Genomic DNA, 20,766 nt, shown 5'->3' with positions numbered 1-20,766 from the left:
GAGCACCATGACTGTGACAGCCACAGAGCGTAAGCCGGCGGCCGAGCGTGTCGCCGTGCGATGTGTGGACTCCGATGTCCATCCGGTGCCGCGGCGCGGCGAACTGACCCAGTACATCCCCGAGCCGTGGCGCAGCAAGTACTTTCTGGCCCGCCGGATCGGCGAGCAGATCTACTACGACGCCCCCGACTACGCTCACGCCTTCGCCATGCGGGTGGACGCCTTCCCGGCCGATGGCGAATTCCCGGGCAGCAGCCCGGAGTTGGCGTTCAAGCAGTTGATCATGGAGGCGGGCGCCGATTACGCGATCCTGGAGCCCGCCGCCTACCCGGCGCGGACCCCCGAAGCACAGCATGCGATGTCGTGTGCGCTCAACGACTGGCAGGCCAACCACTGGCTGGACAGCCACAACAACTGGCATCAGCGGTGGCGAGGTTCGATCTGCGTCGCGATCGAGGACCCGTTCGGCTCCGCCGCCGAGATCGAGAGGTGGGCCGGCCACCCGTACATGGCGCAGGTTCTGATCAAGGCCGAACCGCGGCCGTCGTGGGGCGATCCCAAATACGACCCGATCTGGGCGGCGGCCACCAAGCACGACATCACCGTCAGCTGCCACCTGTCCCGCAGCCACCACGAAGAGCTGCCGATGCCGCCGGTGGGCATGCCCAGCTACAACCACGACTTCATGGTCACCTACTCGTTGCTGGCCGCCAATCAGGTGATGAGCCTGGTGTTCGACGGTGTCTTCGACCGTTTCCCGACTTTGCGCATCGTGCTCGTCGAGCACGCCTTCACCTGGATCTTGCCCCTGATGTGGCGTATGGACGCGATCTACGCCGCGCGCAAATCATGGCTGGACATCAAGCGCAAGCCCAGCGACTACGTCAAGGACCACATCAAATTCACCACCCAGCCGCTGGACTACCCGGAGGACAAGACCGAGCTGGCCCGCGCTTTGGAGTGGATGGAGTGCGAGAAGATCCTGCTGTACTCCTCCGACTACCCGCATTGGACGTTCGACGACCCGCGCTGGCTGGTCAAACACCTGCCCAAGGCGGCCCGGGAAGCGGTGATGTTCAAAAACGGCCTGCAGACCTACCACCTTCCCGACACGGTCCCGGCCCTCGAGGGTCAGGTTCGGGTGTTTTAGCATGAGCCACGACGACCAGCGGCCCCGGCTGGCCCAGGGCCGCGAGCACATCGTTGCCACCGTTGACGAAATCCCTCCCGGCACACACAAACTCGTGCCGATCGGACATCACGGCGTGGGTGTTTACAACATCAACGGGACGTTCTACGCGATCGCGAACTTCTGCCCACATCAAGGCGGGCCGCTGTGCGCCGGGCGACTGCGCGGCCGCACCGTCGTCGATGAGACCGCGCCCGGTGACGCCACGATGGTCCGGGACCTGGACTACATCTACTGCCCGTGGCATCAATGGGGTTTCGAACTAGCCACCGGCACCACCGCGGTCAAACCCGAGTGGAGCATCCGAACCTACCCGGTGCGGGTCGTCGGTAACGACGTCCTGGTCCAGGCCTAGCACACAGGAGTATTCGGTGCCCTCTGTCGAAATCAACGGCGGAAACGTTGTCTACGAGATTCTTGGTACGGCAGGTGATCTGATCGTCCTGACTCCCGGTGGCCGGTTCTCCAAAGAGATTCCGGGGCTGCGTCCGCTGGCCGACAAACTCGTCGAGGGCGGCTACCGGGTGCTGCTGTGGGACCGCCCCAACTGCGGGGCTTCCGACGTGCAGTTCTACGGCCAGTCCGAATCACATATGCGCGCCGAAACGCTGCACGGGTTGCTCACCGCTCTGGACACCGGGCCGTGCATCATCGCCGGCGGTTCGGGCGGAGCGCGCGACTCCATGCTGACCACCATGCTCTACCCGGAGCTGGCCACAAAGCTGGTGCTGTGGAACATCGTCGGCGGCGTGTACGGCACTTTCGTGCTGGGGTCCTACTACGTGGTGCCCAACATTTTGGCGGTCCGCGGTGGGGGTACCGAGGCGCTGCTGGGCCTGCGCGAATGGCAGGAACGGATCGAGGAGAACCCGGCCAACAAGCAGCGGCTGCTGGACCTGGACCGCGACGACTTCCTCAAGGTGATGCTGCGCTGGCTGGGCGCCTTCGTGTCGAAGCCGGGACAGACGATTCCCGGCGTCGACGACGAAATGTTCGACCGCATCAAGGTTCCCACGCTGATCATCCGCGGTGGCGAGAACGACTGGGACCACCCGAAGCGCACTTCGCTGGAGGTGAACTGTCTGATCAAAGGGTCCGAGCTGATCGACCCGCCGTGGCCGGAGGATGCCTGGGAGCGCGCGGGCGAGGAGCGTGCCGCCGGAAAAGTGAGTCACTTCAACATGTTCGACACCTGGGTGCAGGCCGCCCCGGCTATCCTGGAATTCCTGGGTCGTTGACGGGGTCAGCGGGTGTGGATATGAACCTCGCAGTTCAGCGACGCCTCCAACGCGGTGTGGATGCGGCTCTCTCCAACCCGCGCCACGTCTGGTTCGTCCAGCGTCACATGGACGACGTCGAGACCATGGCCTCCGGTCGTGCGGCCGATCTCGCCGGTCAATCCCAGCCCGGCCAGCACCCCGCGCGCGTCATCGTCGGTGCCCCTGCTCAGGTAGGTCACCACCCCCGGCACCGGCGTCGTGTCGAATGCCTTGGCGCACAATTGTGTTCCGGTATCGACCATTTCCGTGTCGGCTCCGGTGATCAGCAGCCGGACCTGTCGCCGACCCACCGGCATGGCCGCAACGTCGGTCGCCACCAGCTCGATGCCGACCTGACCGGCCAGGTCACGCAGCACCGCCATTCCAGCCGTCAACTGCTCGGGTGTCAGCCGCCCGGTCGGGTCCACATCGACGCGTACCACCGCCGTTCTCACGTCCGCGAGCCTAACCAAACGAGGTGGCAATGACGACAACTGCCGCGACACCGCAGATCACCGTCGCCGCCTGGCCCGGCTGTGCGCCGCGCCTGCTCACCGGCGCCGCCGAGGACGGTGCGAGCTATCTCGCCGCCGGCGGCTATGGTGCGCTCCCTGACGCCGAGGAGTTCCTCGCCGAGGTGGAACGCAGCGGGCTACTCGGGCGCGGTGGCGCGGCGTTCCCACTGGCGGTCAAGATGGCCTCGGTACGCGCCGCCGCCGTCCGCCGTGGCCAGGGCCCGGTCGTGGTCGCCAACGGCGAGGAGGGCGAACCGGCCTCGATCAAGGACCGCTGGCTGCTGCGCAACCGCCCGCACCTGGTGCTTGATGGACTGCGGCTGGCGGCCGCGGCCGTGGGCGCCACCCGCGGCTACGTCTACGTCTCGGATCCCGCAGCGGCCCGCAGCGTCGAGAATGCGCTCGCCGAGGTCGGCCCGGAAGTCTTTGGCGGACTGGCGCTCAGCGTGTTCGCCGTCGACGCCGGGTACGTCGCCGGTGAGGAGACCGCGGCGGTACGGGCGCTAAACGGCGGCCCGGCCAAACCGACCGACAAGCCACCCCGCCCCTACCAGCAGGGCGTCGACGAGCGCCCGACCCTGGTCTCCAATGTCGAGACGCTGGCCAATCTTCCGTATCTGCAGCGGCATGGCGCGGCAGCGTTCCGCTCGGCCGGGACCGCATTGTCACCGGGAACTTTCCTGGCGACGGTGACCGGCGGCGCCCGCCCACCCGTGCTCTACGAGCTGCCGCACGGAGTCGCGGTCGCCGAACTGCTGCAGTTGCATGGAATTCCGCTCGATCAAGTGCGCGGGCTGCTGATGGGCGGCTACTTCGCCGGCCTGCTGAACCGCGAGGGGCTGGACGCCACCCTGGATCACGAGACACTGCGCGCCGGCGGCAGCGGACTGGGCTGCGGGGCGATCGCGGTGCTCACCGACGACTGCCCCGTCGCAGCGGCGGCCTCGGTGCTGGCCTATTTCGGCCGGGAGAACGCCGGGCAGTGTGGGTCGTGTTTCAACGGCACCGCGGCGATGGCGGCGGTGGCCGAGGCACTGCGAGACGGGGTCGCGACGGCCGAGGAGGTCGAGCGGCTACAGCGCTGGGCCGGGGTGCTGCCCGGACGCGGCGCCTGCGGCACGCTGGACGGCGCCACCAATGTGGCGGCGAGCCTGTTGATCCGGTTCCCCGACCTGGTAGCCGACCATCTGGCCGGCGCCTGCGCGACCTGCCGCGGGGGTGCTTTCCGGGCCGAACGTCCCTACGCGGTCGAGGAGGTCACGGCATGAAGATCCGGCTGGATCGCACCATGTGCGACGGGTTCGGCTTCTGCGCCAAACACGCGGCGAAGTACTTCTCCCTCGACGATTGGGGCTATGCGTCGCTGACCGGTGACGGCTCGGTGGACGCGGGAGACGAGCGTGACGTCATGCGTGCGCTGCTGGACTGCCCGGTGCACGCCATCATCGAGATCACCGAGGAGGACGACGACCTATGAGCGCACCGGGACGTCCTCTGCCGGCGATCAGCCTGGAGAACGAGTTCTTCTGGACCGCGGGCGCCGACGGCGTGCTACGGGTCCAGGAGTGCCGGGACTGCGCGGCGCTGATCCATCCGCCGGCTCCGGTGTGCCGGTACTGCCGCGGCCAGAACATGGGTGTGCGCGACGTATCCGGGCGGGCCACCCTGGCCGGGTTCACCATCAACCACCGGTTCAGCCTGCCCGGGCTGCCGGCACCCTACGTGGTCGCGCAGGTGGCGATCGACGAGGATCCCCGGGTTCGACTGACCACCAACATCATCGACTGCGATCCGGACCGGCTCGAACTCGGCCAGCAGGTGGAGGTCGTCTTCGACAACATCGAGGATGTGTGGCTGCCGCTGTTCCGGCCGGCGGCCCAGAGCGCGCACGACTCCGCAACCAAGCCACTACCATCCGACGAGATCGCCCCCGAGGACTTCGCGCAGCACGTGCGCCCGATGGTCAGCGCCGGCAAGTTCGAGGACAAGTCGGCTATCACCGGGATCGGCGCCTCCCGGCTGGGCCGCCGGCTCATGGTCGCGCCGCTGGCGCTGACAGTGGAGGCCTGCCGAGCGGCCGTCACCGACGCCGGGCTGACCTTCGATGACATCGACGGGCTCTCCACCTATCCGAGCCTGGATGTCGCGGGCATGGGCGAAGGCGGCGTCACCGCCCTGGAGGGCGCTTTGGGATTGCGCCCGACATGGATCAACGGGGGCATGGACACCTTCGGCCCCGGCGGCTCCGTCATCGCCGCGATGATGGCCGTGGCCACCGGCCTGGCACGCCACGTGTTGTGTTTCCGAACTGTCTGGGAATCAACATTCAACGAGTTGCTGAAAGCGGGCAAAGCCTCACCCCCGGGCGGAAGGCGCACGAACAGCTGGCAGATTCCGTTCGGCGCCACCTCGGCGGCGCATACCTTGGCGCTCAACGCCCAACGGCACTTCCACCGCTACGGCACCACCCGCGAGACGCTGGGCTGGATCGCCTTGAACCAGCGGGCCAATGCCGCGCTCAACCCGACCGCGATCTACCGCGAGCCGATGACCATGGACGACTACCTGTCCGCGCGCCCGATTACCACACCGTTCGGGCTCTACGACTGCGACGTCCCCTGTGACGGCGCGGTGGCGGTGATCGTCTCCGCGGTGGATGCCGCCCGTGATCTGGCCAAGCCGCCGGTGCGCGTGGAGGCGGTCGGCACCCAGATCATCGAGCGGACCGACTGGGACCAGAGCACGTTGACCCACGAGCCGCAGGTGCTGGGTCAGGCCGCGCATTTGTGGTCGCGCACCACCCTGCGTCCGGCCGATGTCGACGTCGCAGAACTCTACGACGGGTTCAGCTTCAACTGCCTGTCCTGGATTGAGGCGCTGGGCTTTTGCGGTATCGGCGAGGCCAAGAGCTTTCTGGACGGCGGCGCCAACATCGCCCGCGACGGCGTGCTTCCGCTGAACACCCACGGCGGTCAGCTCTCGCACGGGCGCACCCACGGGATGGGGCTGATCCACGAAGCCGTCACCCAGTTGCGCGGTGACGCCGGCGAACGCCAGGTGCCCGGCGCCCGGGTCGCGGTGGCCAGCAGCGGCGGGCTGACACCCAGCGGGGTGCTGTTGCTGCGGACCGACACATGAGCCCAGACGTTCGCCCACGGACGGTCAACGCCGACGGCGTACCGATGTCGGCGCTGCTGGCCGAAGTCCCCGAGCCGCGCGCCGTGGTGGTCGCCTTGCACGGCGGCGGCACTACGTCTGCGTATTTCGACTGTCCGGGCCAACCTCAACTGTCCCTGCTGAGAACCGGTGCCGCGCTGGGCTACACGGTGATCGCCCTGGACCGGCCGGGCTACGGCAGTTCGGCGCTGTATCCGGAGGCGATGGACGCTCCGGAGCAGCGTGTCCGGCTCGCCTACCGGGCGCTCGACCGGATTCTCGGCGACCGGGCTCGCGGTGCCGGGCTGTTCGTCCTGGGCCATTCCAACGGTTGCGAACTGGCGCTGCGGATGGCCGTCGACGAACGCGGCGCCGAATTGCTCGGCCTGGAACTGGCCGGCACCGGGCTGCATTACCAGGCCGCAGCGCGCGACGCCTTGAGCACCGCCGGGCCCGGGCAGCGGCCGGTCGGCCTGCGCGAACTGCTCTGGGAGCCGGCCTCGTTGTACCCCGACGAGGTGCTGCGCGGAGTCCTTCAGGCTTCCCCGGGGGCACAATACGAGGCCGCCATGGTGACCGCTTGGCCGCGCACCGACTTCCCGGCGCTGGCCGCTCGGGTCGGGGTTCCGGTGCGCTTCACCTTCGCCGAACACGAGAGGATCTGGCAATCCGACTCGGCGGCACAGCGCGAGATCCGCGAAATCTTTACCGCCACTCCAAGCTTCACCAGCAACGAGGAGCCGGGATCCGGACACAATCTCAGTGTCGGTTTCGGCGCGCAGCGCTATCACCGGTCGGTGCTGTCATTCGTGGAGGATTGCGCCGCGAGCGTCGGCGCCGCACAGGATTCGGAGGTCAGTTGATGCGGGTCGGTTTCATCGGATTGGGCAGCCAGGGCGCGCCGATGGCGCGACGCATCGTCGAGGGCGGGTACGCCACCACACTGTGGGCCCGCCGGCCCGAGACGCTCGAACCGTTCGCCGATACCGCGGCCGGCGTCGCCGGCAGCCCCGCGGAGCTGGGCCGGGCCAGCGACCTGGTCTGTCTGTGCGTGGTCGGTGATGCCGACGTCGACGAAGTGGTTCGCGGCGAGAACGGCGTACTGGCCGGAATGCAGCCCGGCGGCATCATCGCGATCCACAGCACGGTGCACCCCGACACCTGCCGCCGGTTGGCCGAACACTGCGCGGAGCAGGGCGTTTCGGTGATCGACGCGCCGGTCAGCGGTGGAGGCCCGGCCGCCGAGGCCGGAACGCTGCTGGTGATGGTCGGCGGTGAGGAGGGCGCGGTGGAAAAGTGCCGGCCGGTGTTCGACACCTACGCCGACCCCGTCGTGCACCTCGGCGGGATCGGATCGGGGCAAGTAACCAAGTTGCTCAACAACCTGTTGTTCACGGCCAATCTGGGCACCGCCGCGACCGCTCTGGCGCTGGGCGAGCAACTCGGGGTGTCGGCGGGGCGACTCGCCGAGGTGGTGTGCCGCGGAAGTTCGAACAGCTTTGCGCTCAACAGCATCCGCGGGTCCGGAGGCACGCTGGATCGTCTCGCCGGGATGGCCGGGGCGCTGTTGCGCAAGGATGTGCGGCTGGTGGCCGACTTGGCGCAGCAGGCCGCGGCGACCCCCGGTGCGGTTCTCGACGCCGCCGATGCCGCACTTGCGTTGATGGATCACCCGCGATAACGGGGAGACTTTGGCGAATCCCCTTCCGGTATCAACCCGTATGCCTTACAGTTGGGCCTACGGTCTGACTGCCGGTCACGGCGTTTTCCAGCCGCTTCGTGCCGCTGAGGAGGATTCAATGACCAAGCCGAAGCTCGTCTTCGACCCGTTCTCCGAAGAGTATTTCAACGACCCGTTCGACATCTATCGCCGTATGCGCGTCGAAGCTCCGCTTTACTACGACGAGAAGGAGGACTTCTACGCGCTGAGCCGCCACGAGGATGTGGCGGCGGCGCTCAAGGACTTCGAGACCTACTCGTCGGCCCGGGGTTGTGACCTGGCGATGGTGCGGGGTGGCGAACCGCCGCAGAAATCCATTATCTTCATGGACCCGCCCGAACACCGACACCTGCGCAGCCTGCTCAACAAGGCGTTCACCCCCCGGGCGATCCAAGCGCAACGTGCGACCATCGTCGAGCAGGTCGAGCGTTTCCTGCGCGCCGCTGACCCGGAACGTTTCGACGTGGTGCAAGACTTCTCCGGGCCCTTCCCGGTGGAAGTGATCACCCGGATGGTCGGCGTTCCCGACGAGTACCGCCAGCAAGTGCGGCACTGGATTGACACCTCTTTGCACCGCGAGCCGGGGCAGATCGAGACCAGTGCCGAGGGCATGCAGGCCAACATGGAGACCGCGGTGTACTACTACGGTCTGGTTCAGGAGCGGCGCGCCGACCCGCAGGACGACATGCTCAGCAGGCTGATCGCCGCCGAGATCCCCGGCGAGGACGGCCAGCTGCGGCGGCTGGATGACATCGAGATCACCGCGTTCGCAACGCTACTGGGCGGTGCCGGCGCCGAGACCGTCACCAAGCTGATCGGCACCGCGGCGGTGACCTTCGCCCGTCACCCGGAGCAGTGGCGCAAGCTCCTCACCGACCGCAGCAAGGTTCCGGCCGCCGTGGAGGAACTGCTGCGCTATGAGGGTCCGGTGCAGTACAACGTGCGCTACACCCTCAAAGAGGCACACGTCAGCGGCGGCACGATTCCGGCGGGCAAGCCGGTGTTCTTGCTCAATGCCGCGGCGAACCGGGACCCGGAGGCGTTCACCGACGCCGACACCTTCGATATCGACCGGGATCAGACTGAGGCGCAGCACCTCGGCCTGGGGTACGGGATCCACAGCTGCCTCGGCGCGGCGCTGGCCCGGATGGAGAGCGCGATCGCGCTGGAGAAGCTGCTGGACTTCATGCCCCGCTACGAAGTGGATTGGGACGGGCTGCAGCGGGTGCACATGCAAAACGTCTCGGGCTGGCTTAATGTGCCGGTGCGTGTGGTCCGGTAGGGATGCCACGAATGACCACGCGAAAGGTCGTAGTCGATTACGGGCTGTGCGAGGCCAATGCGATCTGCATGGGCATCAACGCCGAGGTTTTCCATGTCGATGACGAGGACAACTTGTACATCCTCAAGCCCGACATCACCCCGGAGACCGAACGCGATGTGCACGAAGCGATCCGGAGATGCCCCCGGCAGGCGCTGTCGATCATCGAGGAGGGTGACTAGGCGACCGCAAGCGCGCGGCGGAGCCGGGCGAAGCGGGTCGCCGCCTGGGCGATCTAGCGCGCCGGGAACCCGGACAGGATGACCGCGTTGCAGTCGGCGGCGGCCTGGCGCAGCTTCGCCGCCTGCTGATAGCCCTCGGAGTGATACCAGGCCCGGGCGGCATCCACCGACTCGAACTCCAGGACCACGGTTTGATTTCCGTGCCAGTCGCCTTCGAGCACCTCAGGCTGGGTCTCGACGGCCAGGATAGTCGCGCCACCCGAAGCCATCGTCGGCTGAGCGGCTTTACCGTAGGCGATCATGCCCGCCGGGTCGTTGATGGCCTCGGTCAAAATGACATATCCCTTGGGCCCGTTGGTCATCAGTTCTCCTCTTGCGAATCGGTGACATCGTCGATGGCGTGTTCAGGGCACTGCTTGATGGCATCGCGCACGGCGCCCTGAAACTGCGGCGGCACCTCGTCGACGATGGCCTCGGAATACCCGTCGTCGTTGATGGCGAACACCTCGGGGCAGATCGTGGTGCAGATACCGTGCCCGGCACAGCGATCCGGGTCGACCCACGCCTTCATCGCGCCGCCTCCCCGGCCGGGGTGAATTCCAGATTCAGATCGATCAGACCACGCAGGATGTAGGTCGGAATGTAGCTGAACCGGCGGGCATCGGCGGGACCGTGCAGTTCGTCGGAGATCCTGATCTCGGCGGTGCGGTCCAGCAGGCGCTCGATCGCGATCCGCGTTTCGGCCCGCGCCAGCGGCGAGCCGGGGCAGCTGTGGATGCCCCGCCCGAAGGTGATGTGCTGGCGTGCGTTGGTGCGGGCAGGATCGAAGGTGTCGGGGTCGGTGAAGCGGCGCGGATCCCGATTCGCGGCAGCGCTGATCACCATCAGCGTGGTGCCGGCCGGGATCTCGACGCCACCGACTTCGGTGTCGACCCGGGAGAGCCGGAAGTCGCCCTTGACCGGGCTCTCGAAACGCAGCACCTCCTCGATGAAGTTCGGGATCAGGCTACGGTCATCACGGAGGCGCTGTTGAATGTCGGGCTGCTCGCCGATGATCTTCAGCGCGGAGCCGAGCAGGCGCACCGTGGTCTCCTGCCCCGCCGAATAGACGTTGGCCGCCACCCGGGCCACGTCCATCGGGTCCGGGACGGAGCCGTCGGGGAAGGTCGCCTCGGCCATGCCGGTGAGTACGTCCTCGCGCGGTGTGCTGCGGCGCTCGGCGACGTAGTCGGCGAAGGTGGCGTAGAGGAACTCCAGCGGACTGTGCGCCAGCGCCTTGGCATCGGTGCTGCCGACCCCGCCGCCGACGTTGTGGTGCATGTTCTTGACGAACTCGTCGCGGTCTTCCGCCGGGACGCCCAGCAGGTCGGCGATGACCAGCAGGGTGAACGGCGCCGCGAAGCCGCTGATGAACTCGCCGGTGCCGGGCGCGAGGAAGCCGTCGAGCACCGCATCGGCGAGCTCCCACATGGCGTCCTCGTTCTCCTTGAGGCGCTTGGGGGTGAGCAAGCGCATCAGCAACGCCCGGTGGTTGGTGTGCGTCGGCGGGTCCAGGGTCGGCAGTTGGTCGCTGAACGGCAATTCATCGCGGTGCTTGTCGATCAGACCGGACACGGTCTGACCGCCTAGGTCACCATCGAGCGGCACCGGGAATCCGGGGAACGGGCCGGTCACCGCGATGCATGAGGAGAACACCTCGGCATTGCCGGCCACCGCGCACGCCTCGTCCCAGCCGGTCACCATCATCACGCCGTGGTGCGGCTCCCGGGTGACCGGCGAGCGTTCCCGCAGTGCACGCAGATACGGGTAGGGGTCGGCAACCACCGCGGAGTCCTGAAAGAAGTCAATCGTGTCTGGATCCATCACGAGCCGGCTCCACTCCCTCCAAGGAACACTCTCATAAGCGAGAATCCCATTCTCATAGGTGGTCAACAGACTTTCATATGGGCGGAGGCCCGTCAACGGCGGGCCAGATCAGCTGTTGGACCGCGCGGCGTCCATCAACGCGTTGGCCTGGCGATCACCGTGCTTGTGCTGGCTCAGCGCGCGAATCTGAACGTCGTGCCCCTCGGCGGCTTTGCGCAGCGCGCCCACGGTGGCCTGCTCGCGGGCGATGTGGGCAAAGGGGTCGAAGGAGTACCAGCGCATGGCGTTCTCGTGCGTCATCTTGTTGATCTCGGCGTCGGTGACATCATTGGCGCACAAGACGTTCCACAGCTCTTCGGGCGCGCCCGGCCACATCGAGTCGCTGTGCGGATAGTCCGCCTCCCAGGCGATGTTGTCGATGCCGATCTCGTGACGCAGCTTGACACCGACCGGGTCGGAGATGAAGCAGGTCAAAAAGTGCTCCCGGAAGACCTCGGACGGCAGCTTGTCGCCGAAGTTCTGACCGGTCCAGGTCGAGTGCATCTCGTAGGTGCGGTCCACCCGCTCCAGGAAGTAGGGGATCCACCCGGTCCCGCCCTCGGACAAGGCGATTTTGAGATCCGGGTATTCCTTGACCGGCCGGGACCACAGCAGGTCGGCCGCCGCCTGCACAATGTTCATCGGCTGCAAGGTGATCATCACGTCCATCGGTGCGTCGGGTGCGGTGATCGCCAGCTTCCCCGACGACCCGATGTGCACGTTGAGCACGGTGTTGGTGTCACATAGCGCCCGCCACAACGGGTTCCAGTACTCATCGTGGAAGCTCGGGTATCCCATCGCGGCCGGGTTCTCGCTGAAGGTCAGCGCGTGTACGCCCTTCTTGGACACCCGCCGCACCTCCGCGGCGCACTTCTCGGCGTCCCAGATCACCGGCAGCGCCATCGGGATGAAGCGTGCGGGATAGGCCCCGCACCATTCGTCGATGTGCCAGTCGTTGTAGGCCTGCACCAGCGCCACCGAGAAGTCCGGGTCATCGGTGGCGAACAGCCGGCCGGCGAAGCCGGGGAACGATGGGAAGCAGATCGAGCCCAGGATGCCGCCGGCGTTCATGTCCTTGACCCGCTCGTCGACGTTGTAGCAGCCCGGCCGGATCTCGTCGAGGCCCTGAGGCTCCAGGCCGTATTCCTCCTTGGGGCGCCCCGCGACCGCGTTGAGTGCGACATTGGGGATCACCACATCACGGAACTGCCAGGTATCGGAGCCGTCGGGATTGTGCACCAGGCGCGGCGCGTCATCGAGGTACTTGCGCGGCAGGTGGTTGGCGAACATGTCCGGCGGTTCGACGGTGTGGTCATCGACGCTGATCAGAATCATGTCGTCCTTGTTCACGGCCATCCTCCGATCCGGGTCCGGCGCGACGGCCGGCCTTATGACGTCTTCAATGAAAACTAGCTTCCCCTTTTCAGAGAATCAACCTTCTGCCGATCCGGTGGTTGCGGGCGCGGCCGCTCGGCCCGGCGCGACCGACGGGCGGCTCGCCCCGCCGCGCTACCTGCGCTGACGCCCCCGTATTGACCAAACGCGAGAAACATGGAAATCTGTTGGTCAAATATGAGAATGCGATTCTCGCTAGCGAGGAGGAACCATGCGCCTGACCCCGCTGTCGGAGTCCCAGTGGGACGATGAGGCGGTCCAGCGTGCTCTCGCCCAGGTGCTGACCGCCGACCGGCGCAACTCCCGCGGCGCCGGCTCGGCGATGACCATGCTGGTTCATCACCCGAAGCTGGCCCGGGCATTCCTCAAATTCAATGTCGAGCTGCTGTACCGCGGGACGCTCCCGGGCAATCTTCGCGAGCTCGCCATCCTGCGGGCGGCCCACCGGCGCGGCTGCGAATACGAGTGGGTGCACCACATCACCATCGGCAAGGAAGCCGGCCTCACCGACGCCGACATCGAAGACCTGCAGCACGGCGCGGGACGCGACGAGCTGTACCAGGCCGTGGTGACCGCCGCCGACGAACTCGACGAGACCTCCCGGCTCTCCCCCGCCACCGAGGCGGTCCTCACCAAACACCTGGACGAGAAACAACTGATGGAACTCGTCTTCACGGTCGGCTGCTACAGCATGCTGGCCATGGCCTTCAACACCTTTGGCGTTGAACTCGACGAAGAACCCGAATCAGAGAGGTAACACCGTGCCCCATTTCCCGAAGCCGGCTGCAGGCAGCTGGACACAGGCCTATCCCGAACTCGGCACCGAACCGGTCGATTACAGCGACTCGTTCGATCCGGCGCACTTCGCCGACGAGCAGGAGGCGATCTTCAAACGCACCTGGCTACACGTCGGGCGTGTCGAGCGGCTGCCCAAAACCGGCAGCTACTTCACCCGGGAACTGCCCTCGGTATGCAAGGGCACCTCGATCATCGTCGTCAAGGGCAAAGACGGCGTGGTGCGCGCGTTCCACAACATCTGCCGGCACCGCGGAAACAAGCTGGTGTGGAACGACTTTCCCAATGAGGAGACCGAAGGCACCTGCCGCCAGTTCACCTGCAAATACCACGCCTGGCGCTACAGCCTGGACGGCGACCTCACCTTCATCCAGCAGGAAGGCGAGTTCTTCGACGTCGACAAGAGCCAGTACGGCCTGGTGCCGGTGCGCTGCGAGGTGTGGGAGGGCTTCATCTTCGTCAACTTCGACGACAACGCCGGCCCGCTCAACGAGTACCTGGGTTCACTGGCCAAGGGCATCGAGGGCTACCCGTTCGGCGAGATGACCGAGGTCTACTCCTACAAGGCCGAGATCGGCAGCAACTGGAAGCTGTTCCTCGACGCGTTCGTGGAGTTCTACCACGCGCCGATCCTGCACCAGGGCCAGTACACCAAGGAAGAAGCCGCCAAGATCCAGAAATTCGGCTACGAAGCGCTGCACTACGAGCTGGCCGGACCGCACAGCCTGCAATCGACGTGGGGTGGTCAGTCGCCACCGGCTGACCTCAACATGGTCAAGCCGTTGGACCGGGCGCTGCGCAGCGGACTGTTCGGCCCCTGGGACAAGCCGGATCTCATTGCCGACCTCGAACTGCCACCGTCGGTGAATATCAAACGAGTGCCGCAGTGGGGCATCGACTCCTTCGTGTTCTTCCCCAACTTCATGATTCTGATCTGGGAGCCGGGCTGGTACCTGACCTACCAGTACTGGCCGACCGCTGCCGACAAGCACACCTTCGAAGCGAGCCTGTACTTCGTGCCGCCGCGCAATGCCCGGGAACGTTTGGCCCAGGAACTGGCCGCGGTGACGTTCAAGGAATACGCGCTGCAGGACGCCAACACCCTGGAAGCAACCCAGACCATGATCGGCACGAAGGTCGTGGACGACTTCTTGTTGTGCGACCAGGAGATCCTGATTCGACACCTGCACAAGACCGCCCGTGACTACGTATCCGAGTACAAGAAGGAGCACGCCAATGGCGCTACCGTCTGACTTCGCTGACCTGCAGCCCTACGCCGATTGGGATCTCGCCACCGAGCCTGAGCGCTACGCCAAACGGCTGGCCTCCACCATGGGCGAGATGCAGGAGTTCTATGACGCCGCGTTCGGCCGACTGGAGGACGCGATCACCTACCTGGACAAGTTCGACCTCCATGATCTGCCCGATGAAGCCCGTTCGCTGATGCACATCATGCAGTCTTTGGTGATGGTGTCCTTCCCGATCGAGGCCTGGAAGCAGCCGCGGGTGCCCGACAGCGGTGCCGCGTGGGTGCAGTTGATCAAGGAACCGGTCGTCTAAAGGTGCTGACGCTCAAGGCAGCCGGGCTGCTCGACGTCGACTCCGGAGAGATCATCCGGCCCGGTGTTATCCGGGTCGAGGGGGACAAAATCGTCGGCATCGGCGGATCTCCGGCGTCCGGTGCGGACGACGAGGTGCTGGATCTGGGTGACCTGATCCTGATGCCCGGACTGATGGACATGGAGGTCAACCTGCTGATGGGCGGCCGGGGCGAGAACCCCGGCCTATCCCAGGTGCAGGACGATCCGCCGACGCGGGTACTGCGCGCGGTGGGCAATGCGCGGCGCACGCTGCGGGCCGGCTTCACCACGGTGCGCAACCTCGGGCTGTTCGTCAAAACCGGCGGGTATCTGCTCGACGTGGCGCTGGGCAAGGCGATCGACGCCGGCTGGATCGAGGGGCCGCGGGTGGTGCCGGCCGGTCATGCGATCACCCCGACCGGCGGCCACCTGGACCCGACGATGTTCGCGGCGTTCATGCCCGGCGTGTTGGAGCTGACCGTCGAGGAAGGCATCGCCAACGGTGTCGACGAGATCCGCAAGGCAGTCCGCTACCAGATCAAGCACGGCGCACAGCTGATCAAGGTGTGCTGCTCGGGCGGCGTGATGTCGTTGACCGGAGAGGCTGGCGCCCAACATTATTCGGATGAAGAGCTGCGCGTCATCGTCGACGAGGCACACCGGCGCGGGCTGCGGGTCGCCGCGCACACCCACGGCGCTGAGGCCGTCAAGCACGCGGTTGCCTGCGGCATCGACTGCATCGAGCACGGGTTCCTGATGGACGATGAGGCGATAGCGATGCTCGTCGAACACGACCGCTTCCTGGTCACCACCCGACGCCTGGCCGAGGCGATGGACGTGTCCAAGGCCCCGCCCGAACTGCAGGCCAAGGCTGCCGAGATGTTCCCCAAGGCGCGCACCTCGGTCAAGGCCGCCTATGAGGCGGGAGTCAAGATCGCCGTCGGCACCGACGCGCCCGCCATCCCGCACGGCCGCAACGCCGACGAACTGGTCACCTTGGTGGACTGGGGCCTGCCGCCGGCGGCAGTGCTGCGGGCCGCGACGGTGACCGCGGCTGAGCTGATCAACGTCGCCGACCGGGGCCGGCTGGCCGAGGGCCTACTCGCGGACATCATCGGGGTGCCGGGAGACCCGTTGTCCGACATCACCGTTACCCGCAACGTGAAGTTCGTCATGAAAGGCGGTCAGGTCTATGTCAACAAGAACTGACGAGCTCGTCGAGATCCAGCAGCTGCTCGCCCGCTACGCGGTGACGATCACCCAGGGCGACATCGACGGACTCGTGGCGGTGTTCACCCCGGACGGCACCTACAGTGCATTCGGCGAGACCTATTCGCTGGACCGGTTTCCGGTGCTGGTGGACGCCGCCCCCAAGGGCCTGTTCATGACCGGAACCCCGGTGATCGAGCTCGACGGCGACACCGCGACCGGTACCCAACCACTGTGCTTCATCGACCATGCCAGCCATGACATGCGGATCGGCTACTACAACGACACCTATGTGCGCACCGCGGACGGGTGGCGGCTGAAGACCCGGGCGATGACGTTCATCCGCCGCAGCGGCGCACACGACTCCGGCCGCCCACACGCGATCGGTCGGCCCTCATCGAAATGAATGTCTCTGAATTCCACGCAGATCTGCGCGCCTGGCTCGACGAGAACGACCTGACCCCTGGGCCGGATCACTCCCTGGAGGGCCACGTCCAGCAATTCGGCCGGGTCTGCGCCGCGCTGTACGAGGCCGACTGGATGCGGTACGGCTGGCCGGTCGCGGCCGGGGGGCTGGGCGGTCCGGCGATGCTGCGCGCGGTCGTCGGCGAAGAGGTCGTCGGTCGCGGGCTGGCCGAGCCCGGGCCCTACTCGATGCTGGAAGTCCTGGCGCCGACCATGATCGACTACGCGCCACCGGAGCTGGCCGCGGAGATGGTGCCTCGGCTGCTGTCCGGCCGCGAGCAATGGTGCCAGGGCTTCTCCGAGCCGGGCTCCGGCAGCGATCTGGCGTCGCTGTCCACCCGCGCCACTTCCGACGGCGACAACTGGATCATCAACGGCCAGAAGGTCTGGACCAGCTTCGCCCAGTATTCGACGCGCTGCGTGCTGCTGACCCGCACCGCTCCCGGGCATGACGGCATCACCGCGTTCTTCGTCGACATGGACGCCCCCGGCATCACCGTGCGTCCGCTACGGACGATGCACGGCGTGGACGAGTTCTGCGAGGTCTACTTCGACGACGTGGTGGTTCCCGCCGAGCGGATGCTCGGCCGGCCCGGCGACGGCTGGCAACTTGCCATGGATCTGCTGCCGTTCGAGCGCTCCACCTGCTTCTGGCAGCGAATCGCCTATCTGTATTCGCGATTGGATCGGCTCATCGCCGAGACGACCGCGGTCGATGATGCTGCGCTGGGCGAAGCCTATCTCGCGTTGCACACGTTGCGCTGCCGCTCGCGCGCCACCCAGCACCGGCTGGCCGGCGGCACGCGGCTGGGCCCGGACACCTCGATCGACAAGGTGCTGCTGGCCACTGCCGAACAGAAGCTCTTCGATACCGCGCGTGACCTGTTGCCGGGAACCATCGAGCTCGACGAGTCGTCCTGGCGCACCGAGTTCTTGTACTCGCGCGCGGCGACCATCTACGGCGGCACCTCGGAGATCCAGCGCAACATCATCGCCCGCCGCCTGCTCGACCTCGGGAAGGAATGACGATGACCACCGCGATGGATGCTGCGTCGATCGCGCTGCTGGAAGAGACCCTGCGCAAGACCATGGCGACCACTTCCGGCGCCGAGCTGGATGGCGCCCTGGCCGAACTCGGCTGGGCGGAAATGCTTTCCGAGGATCCGGACCTGGCGATCCCGCTGGTGTTCCGGCTGCTCGGCGAGACGGGGTCGCACGCCTCGGTGCTCAACGACGTGATCTTGGAGACCATCGGCGGCCTGCCCGGCGGCACTCCCCCGATGCCCTATACCGGCGGCAGCTGGGTGATCTGGGAACGAAGCGAACGCGACGGCAATCCCGTTCTTGGCGGGCTTCCGCTGCGCGAAGTACCCGGCGGCGAACTGATGCGCGTGGGTGAGGCGCGCCGCGCATTGGCGTGGTGGCTGGTCGGCTCGGCGCGGGCCATGCTGGCACTGGCCCGCCAGCACGCCGTGGACCGGGTGCAGTTCGGTAAACCGATCGCCGCCTTCCAGGCCGTTCGGCACCGGCTCGCCGAAACGCTGGTTGCCATCGAGGGCGCCGAGGCCACCCTCACCGCGCCCGCTGTCGGCAGCCCGGACCTGAGCTCCATGCTGGCCAAAGCCGCCGCGGGGAAGGCCGCGTTGACCGCGGCCAAGCACTGCCAGCAGGTGCTCGGCGGCGTCGGCTTCACCGCAGAACACGATCTGCACCGCCACATCGAGCGCGTACTGGTTCTGGACGGATTGCTCGGCACCGCCCGAGAATTGACCCGCCGGGTGGGTGGGGGTCTGCGGGCCCGCCGGTCGGCACCGCGACTGGTGCAGCTGTAGCAATTTCGGCACGGCTGCCACCGCTACGCGGGCATAACCGCGCCGAAATCGCCTGGGGCTAACCGCGCGGCAGGCCTAGCACCCGCTGCGCGATGATGTTGCGCTGGATCTCCGAGGTGCCACCGGCGATGGTGCCGGAGAAGCTGCGCAGGTAGCGATCGAACCAGCTCGACGTCGCGTAGTCCTCGTTCATCGGCGTGTAGGCCCCCGAGTTGGCCGGGTGCTTCAGGCCACCAATGCCGGCCGCGTCGAGCGCGTGCTCGGCGGCGGTCTGCACCGCCTCGGAGCCCAGCAGCTTGAGCACCGACAGCGCGGGGACGTCCTGCTCGCCACGCGCCGCCTGAGCCAAGGCCACCGAACCGAGCAGCCGCAGCGCCTGGTTGTCCATCACCAAGGTGGCGAAGCGGTCACGGTTCAGCGCCCCGACCGGCCGGAAGTCATGGATCAGGTCGCGCAATCGGTCGGCGAAGCTCATCCACAGCAGGGTGCGTTCGTGGCCGAGTGAGCCGTTGGCCACCCCCCAGCCGCCGTTGAGCGGACCCACCAGGTTCTCGACGGGCACCTTCACATCGGTGAAGAAGACCTCGTTGAAATCGACATCGTCGTGGCCACACGCCGAGGCGAACGGCCGCCGGACCACACCCGGGGTATCGGTCGGTATCAGCAGCACGCTGATGCCCTTGTGCTTCGGGGCATCCGGGTCGGTGCGCACGAAGGTCAACAGCACGTCGGCATCGTGGGCCCCCGACGTCCAGACCTTCTGGCCGTTGACCACGAAGTGATCGCCGGTGAGCACCGCGCGGGTCTGCAATCCGGCCAGGTCCGAACCGGCGCCGGGCTCGCTCATCCCCAGCGAGGCGGTGATCTCCGCGCGCAGGATCGGGACCGCCCACCGCAGCTTCTGCTCTTCGGTGCCGAACGACAGCAGCGACGCCGCGATGATGCCGACCCCCTGCGGGTTGAAGCTGGGGTAGATCCGCCGGCGAGACAGCTCCTCGGAGTGCACATACTGCTGCAGAATGGTGGCGTTGCGGCCGCCGAATTCCGGCGGATTCCCGGGCAGCAGCCAGCCGTGGTCGAACAGCAGTCGCTGCCAGCGCCGCGCCCAGTCCGGGACGTGCGAGCAGGAGCGGGACCGCTCGAGCGCCTCGGCCTCGGTGGGCAGATGCTCGTCCAGGAATGCCGAAAACTCGGCGCGGAAGCTCTCGACGTCGGAATCAAAGGCCAGTTGCACCGACACTCCTCGGTTCGGGCGTCCCGGGGTCTCCGGCTGGCGGACCGGCCCGGATATTGCCAGTCCACTTCCATAGACGCACATATGAGAATATCATTCTCGAATGGAGAAGTTACGATCTCTGAATCGTCATCCCCTTGCCGGTGTCGCGCGCCGCCGGCGGGTTACCGTCCAGTACAGTTGCGCTGTGCCCCGCCTAGCGCACACCAGCCCGGAGTGCCGGTGACCAGCCCGAGCGAAGAACCCGCGTGGAAGCAGCGTGCGGTCGAACGCTCCATCAAGACCGCGAAAATCCGCGCGGCCCAACGTGTTCAGCGCTTTCTGGATGCCGCGCAGTCGATCATCATCGAAAAAGGCAGCACCGACTTCACCGTCCAGGAAGTCGTGGACCGCTCGCGGCAGTCGCTACGCAGCTTCTACCTGCAGTTCGACGGCAAACACGAGCTGCTGCTGGCGCTCTTCGAGGACGCCCTGAGCCGCGCGGCTGAACAGATTCGCGCCGCGACAGCGAATTACGCCGATCCGCTGGAACGCCTCAAGGTCGCCGTCGAGTTGCTGTTCGAATCGTCCCGCCCCGACCCGGCCGCCAAACGGCCGCTGTTCACCGATTTCGCCCCGACCCTGCTGTTGACCCACCCCGCCGAGGTCAAGGTCGCCCACACGCCGTTGTTGGCGCTGCTCACCGAGCTGACTGAACAGGCGGCGGCCGCCGGACAGCTGCGCGCCGGGCCCAACCCCCGGCGGGCGGCCGCGATGATCATGCAGACGGTCATGTTCAACGCTCAATCCAGTCCGGCTTCAACCGATCCGGCGGCCAACCCGCTCACCGCCGACGAGGTCTGGGACTTCTGCGCACACGGCTTCGCCCGCAGCTGACCGGCCGCAGGGCGGGTGACCGCCGATTCGCACGCTCGCCCCGAACCCTGGACTTCCCCTGTCGAAACGCATAATCTCATTCAGCGAACGCAATTATCGGAATCAGAGAAGCTGATTATCCATGTCGGTGCAG

General features: G+C 66.7%; 24 protein-coding genes. 18 read left to right on the top strand and 6 right to left on the bottom strand.

The window, feature by feature from the left end; translation table 11 throughout:
- Positions 1–7 precede the first annotated feature (7 nt).
- The 3 genes from AC5Y4Q_RS01565 to AC5Y4Q_RS01555 are packed head-to-tail and all read left to right on the top strand — an operon-like array spanning position 8 to position 2,427.
- Positions 8–1,150: an amidohydrolase family protein gene (locus tag AC5Y4Q_RS01565; protein WP_064921630.1), complete on the top strand. Its 1,143-nt coding sequence runs from the start codon at positions 8–10 to the stop codon at positions 1,148–1,150.
- Between the two features lies 1 nt (position 1,151).
- Complete coding sequence (locus AC5Y4Q_RS01560) at positions 1,152–1,544, top strand: Rieske (2Fe-2S) protein (RefSeq protein ID WP_499957695.1); 393 nt, start codon at positions 1,152–1,154, stop codon at positions 1,542–1,544.
- A 16-nt stretch (positions 1,545–1,560) separates the two neighbouring features.
- Positions 1,561–2,427, top strand: coding sequence for an alpha/beta fold hydrolase (locus AC5Y4Q_RS01555; RefSeq protein ID WP_499957693.1), 867 nt, complete (start codon positions 1,561–1,563; stop codon positions 2,425–2,427).
- A gap of 5 nt (positions 2,428–2,432) precedes the next feature.
- On the opposite strand, the gene AC5Y4Q_RS01550 is transcribed toward AC5Y4Q_RS01555, so the two are convergent.
- Positions 2,433–2,903: a hypothetical protein gene (locus AC5Y4Q_RS01550; RefSeq protein ID WP_499957691.1), complete on the bottom strand. Its 471-nt coding sequence runs from the start codon at positions 2,901–2,903 to the stop codon at positions 2,433–2,435.
- 29 nt (positions 2,904–2,932) lie between these two features.
- On the opposite strand from AC5Y4Q_RS01550, the gene AC5Y4Q_RS01545 reads away from it, so the two are divergent.
- The 7 genes from AC5Y4Q_RS01545 to AC5Y4Q_RS01515 all read left to right on the top strand — a co-directional run bounded on the left by AC5Y4Q_RS01545 (position 2,933) and on the right by AC5Y4Q_RS01515 (position 9,342).
- The gene (locus tag AC5Y4Q_RS01545) at positions 2,933–4,231 is read left to right on the top strand and encodes an NADH-ubiquinone oxidoreductase-F iron-sulfur binding region domain-containing protein (RefSeq protein ID WP_499957689.1); all 1,299 of its coding nucleotides are present in this window, start codon (positions 2,933–2,935) and stop codon (positions 4,229–4,231) included.
- Positions 4,228–4,440, top strand: coding sequence for a ferredoxin (locus AC5Y4Q_RS01540; protein WP_064921626.1), 213 nt, complete (start codon positions 4,228–4,230; stop codon positions 4,438–4,440). The genes AC5Y4Q_RS01545 and AC5Y4Q_RS01540 overlap by 4 nt, the downstream gene beginning before the upstream one ends.
- Positions 4,437–6,101, top strand: a complete 1,665-nt coding sequence (locus AC5Y4Q_RS01535; protein ID WP_064921625.1) for a thiolase C-terminal domain-containing protein — start codon at positions 4,437–4,439, stop codon at positions 6,099–6,101. Before AC5Y4Q_RS01540 ends, AC5Y4Q_RS01535 begins: the two co-directional genes overlap by 4 nt.
- A complete protein-coding gene (locus AC5Y4Q_RS01530) occupies positions 6,098–6,982 on the top strand; it encodes an alpha/beta fold hydrolase (protein WP_499957685.1) in 885 nt (294 codons plus the stop codon). Before AC5Y4Q_RS01535 ends, AC5Y4Q_RS01530 begins: the two co-directional genes overlap by 4 nt.
- Positions 6,982–7,800, top strand: coding sequence for an NAD(P)-dependent oxidoreductase (locus tag AC5Y4Q_RS01525; RefSeq protein WP_064921623.1), 819 nt, complete (start codon positions 6,982–6,984; stop codon positions 7,798–7,800). The genes AC5Y4Q_RS01530 and AC5Y4Q_RS01525 overlap by 1 nt, the downstream gene beginning before the upstream one ends.
- A 118-nt stretch (positions 7,801–7,918) precedes the next feature.
- Positions 7,919–9,121: a cytochrome P450 gene (locus tag AC5Y4Q_RS01520; RefSeq protein ID WP_499957683.1), complete on the top strand. Its 1,203-nt coding sequence runs from the start codon at positions 7,919–7,921 to the stop codon at positions 9,119–9,121.
- A gap of 11 nt (positions 9,122–9,132) precedes the next feature.
- A complete protein-coding gene (locus AC5Y4Q_RS01515; protein WP_064921621.1) occupies positions 9,133–9,342 on the top strand; it encodes a ferredoxin in 210 nt (69 codons plus the stop codon).
- 53 nt (positions 9,343–9,395) lie between these two features.
- Here AC5Y4Q_RS01515 and AC5Y4Q_RS01510 read toward each other — a convergent pair whose 3' ends face one another.
- From AC5Y4Q_RS01510 to AC5Y4Q_RS01495, 4 genes are all read right to left on the bottom strand, one after another.
- Positions 9,396–9,704: a DUF1330 domain-containing protein gene (locus tag AC5Y4Q_RS01510; RefSeq protein ID WP_064921620.1), complete on the bottom strand. Its 309-nt coding sequence runs from the start codon at positions 9,702–9,704 to the stop codon at positions 9,396–9,398.
- Positions 9,704–9,913, bottom strand: coding sequence for a ferredoxin (locus tag AC5Y4Q_RS01505; protein ID WP_064921619.1), 210 nt, complete (start codon positions 9,911–9,913; stop codon positions 9,704–9,706). Before AC5Y4Q_RS01505 ends, AC5Y4Q_RS01510 begins: the two co-directional genes overlap by 1 nt.
- Positions 9,910–11,205, bottom strand: a complete 1,296-nt coding sequence (locus AC5Y4Q_RS01500) for a cytochrome P450 (RefSeq protein ID WP_499958288.1) — start codon at positions 11,203–11,205, stop codon at positions 9,910–9,912. The genes AC5Y4Q_RS01505 and AC5Y4Q_RS01500 overlap by 4 nt, the downstream gene beginning before the upstream one ends.
- Before the next feature lie 111 nt (positions 11,206–11,316).
- A complete protein-coding gene (locus tag AC5Y4Q_RS01495) occupies positions 11,317–12,597 on the bottom strand; it encodes an amidohydrolase family protein (protein ID WP_064921641.1) in 1,281 nt (426 codons plus the stop codon).
- Between the two features lie 256 nt (positions 12,598–12,853).
- Between AC5Y4Q_RS01495 and AC5Y4Q_RS01490 the strand changes: the two genes are divergently transcribed.
- From AC5Y4Q_RS01490 to AC5Y4Q_RS01460, 7 genes are read left to right on the top strand one after another with little or no spacing between them, the layout of a single operon-like run.
- Complete coding sequence (locus AC5Y4Q_RS01490) at positions 12,854–13,399, top strand: carboxymuconolactone decarboxylase family protein (protein WP_064921617.1); 546 nt, start codon at positions 12,854–12,856, stop codon at positions 13,397–13,399.
- Positions 13,400–13,403: 4 nt separating this feature from the next.
- A complete protein-coding gene (locus AC5Y4Q_RS01485) occupies positions 13,404–14,690 on the top strand; it encodes an aromatic ring-hydroxylating oxygenase subunit alpha (RefSeq protein WP_064921616.1) in 1,287 nt (428 codons plus the stop codon).
- Positions 14,674–14,997, top strand: coding sequence for a hypothetical protein (locus AC5Y4Q_RS01480; RefSeq protein ID WP_064921615.1), 324 nt, complete (start codon positions 14,674–14,676; stop codon positions 14,995–14,997). Before AC5Y4Q_RS01485 ends, AC5Y4Q_RS01480 begins: the two co-directional genes overlap by 17 nt.
- Before the next feature lie 2 nt (positions 14,998–14,999).
- Positions 15,000–16,226: a metal-dependent hydrolase family protein gene (locus AC5Y4Q_RS01475; protein WP_499957679.1), complete on the top strand. Its 1,227-nt coding sequence runs from the start codon at positions 15,000–15,002 to the stop codon at positions 16,224–16,226.
- Positions 16,210–16,632, top strand: coding sequence for a nuclear transport factor 2 family protein (locus AC5Y4Q_RS01470; RefSeq protein WP_064921613.1), 423 nt, complete (start codon positions 16,210–16,212; stop codon positions 16,630–16,632). The genes AC5Y4Q_RS01475 and AC5Y4Q_RS01470 overlap by 17 nt, the downstream gene beginning before the upstream one ends.
- Positions 16,629–17,717, top strand: a complete 1,089-nt coding sequence (locus AC5Y4Q_RS01465) for an acyl-CoA dehydrogenase family protein (protein ID WP_499957677.1) — start codon at positions 16,629–16,631, stop codon at positions 17,715–17,717. Before AC5Y4Q_RS01470 ends, AC5Y4Q_RS01465 begins: the two co-directional genes overlap by 4 nt.
- 2 nt (positions 17,718–17,719) lie before the next feature.
- Positions 17,720–18,523: an acyl-CoA dehydrogenase family protein gene (locus AC5Y4Q_RS01460; protein ID WP_499957675.1), complete on the top strand. Its 804-nt coding sequence runs from the start codon at positions 17,720–17,722 to the stop codon at positions 18,521–18,523.
- 58 nt (positions 18,524–18,581) lie between these two features.
- Here AC5Y4Q_RS01460 and AC5Y4Q_RS01455 read toward each other — a convergent pair whose 3' ends face one another.
- Complete coding sequence (locus tag AC5Y4Q_RS01455; RefSeq protein ID WP_499957673.1) at positions 18,582–19,757, bottom strand: acyl-CoA dehydrogenase family protein; 1,176 nt, start codon at positions 19,755–19,757, stop codon at positions 18,582–18,584.
- 222 nt (positions 19,758–19,979) lie between these two features.
- On the opposite strand from AC5Y4Q_RS01455, the gene AC5Y4Q_RS01450 reads away from it, so the two are divergent.
- The gene (locus AC5Y4Q_RS01450) at positions 19,980–20,633 is read left to right on the top strand and encodes a TetR/AcrR family transcriptional regulator (protein ID WP_499957671.1); all 654 of its coding nucleotides are present in this window, start codon (positions 19,980–19,982) and stop codon (positions 20,631–20,633) included.
- Positions 20,634–20,766 lie beyond the last annotated feature (133 nt).

Source organism: Mycobacterium sp. NGS16, assembly GCF_059813225.1.
This window is presented reverse-complemented; position numbering and strand designations above follow the sequence as displayed.

Bases quoted from the DNA above. Each gene is read 5' to 3' on its own strand.
- AC5Y4Q_RS01565 (WP_064921630.1), top strand. From the start codon at position 8: ATGACTGTGACAGCCACAGAGCGTAAGCCGGCGGCCGAGCGTGTCGCC.
- AC5Y4Q_RS01560 (WP_499957695.1), top strand. From the start codon at position 1,152: ATGAGCCACGACGACCAGCGGCCCCGGCTGGCCCAGGGCCGCGAGCAC.
- AC5Y4Q_RS01545 (WP_499957689.1), top strand. From the start codon at position 2,933: ATGACGACAACTGCCGCGACACCGCAGATCACCGTCGCCGCCTGGCCC.
- AC5Y4Q_RS01540 (WP_064921626.1), top strand. From the start codon at position 4,228: ATGAAGATCCGGCTGGATCGCACCATGTGCGACGGGTTCGGCTTCTGC.
- AC5Y4Q_RS01535 (WP_064921625.1), top strand. From the start codon at position 4,437: ATGAGCGCACCGGGACGTCCTCTGCCGGCGATCAGCCTGGAGAACGAG.
- AC5Y4Q_RS01530 (WP_499957685.1), top strand. From the start codon at position 6,098: ATGAGCCCAGACGTTCGCCCACGGACGGTCAACGCCGACGGCGTACCG.
- AC5Y4Q_RS01525 (WP_064921623.1), top strand. From the start codon at position 6,982: ATGCGGGTCGGTTTCATCGGATTGGGCAGCCAGGGCGCGCCGATGGCG.
- AC5Y4Q_RS01520 (WP_499957683.1), top strand. From the start codon at position 7,919: ATGACCAAGCCGAAGCTCGTCTTCGACCCGTTCTCCGAAGAGTATTTC.
- AC5Y4Q_RS01515 (WP_064921621.1), top strand. From the start codon at position 9,133: ATGACCACGCGAAAGGTCGTAGTCGATTACGGGCTGTGCGAGGCCAAT.
- AC5Y4Q_RS01510 (WP_064921620.1), bottom strand. From the start codon at position 9,704: ATGACCAACGGGCCCAAGGGATATGTCATTTTGACCGAGGCCATCAAC.
- AC5Y4Q_RS01505 (WP_064921619.1), bottom strand. From the start codon at position 9,913: ATGAAGGCGTGGGTCGACCCGGATCGCTGTGCCGGGCACGGTATCTGC.
- AC5Y4Q_RS01500 (WP_499958288.1), bottom strand. From the start codon at position 11,205: ATGGATCCAGACACGATTGACTTCTTTCAGGACTCCGCGGTGGTTGCC.
- AC5Y4Q_RS01490 (WP_064921617.1), top strand. From the start codon at position 12,854: ATGCGCCTGACCCCGCTGTCGGAGTCCCAGTGGGACGATGAGGCGGTC.
- AC5Y4Q_RS01480 (WP_064921615.1), top strand. From the start codon at position 14,674: ATGGCGCTACCGTCTGACTTCGCTGACCTGCAGCCCTACGCCGATTGG.
- AC5Y4Q_RS01470 (WP_064921613.1), top strand. From the start codon at position 16,210: ATGTCAACAAGAACTGACGAGCTCGTCGAGATCCAGCAGCTGCTCGCC.
- AC5Y4Q_RS01465 (WP_499957677.1), top strand. From the start codon at position 16,629: ATGAATGTCTCTGAATTCCACGCAGATCTGCGCGCCTGGCTCGACGAG.
- AC5Y4Q_RS01460 (WP_499957675.1), top strand. From the start codon at position 17,720: ATGACCACCGCGATGGATGCTGCGTCGATCGCGCTGCTGGAAGAGACC.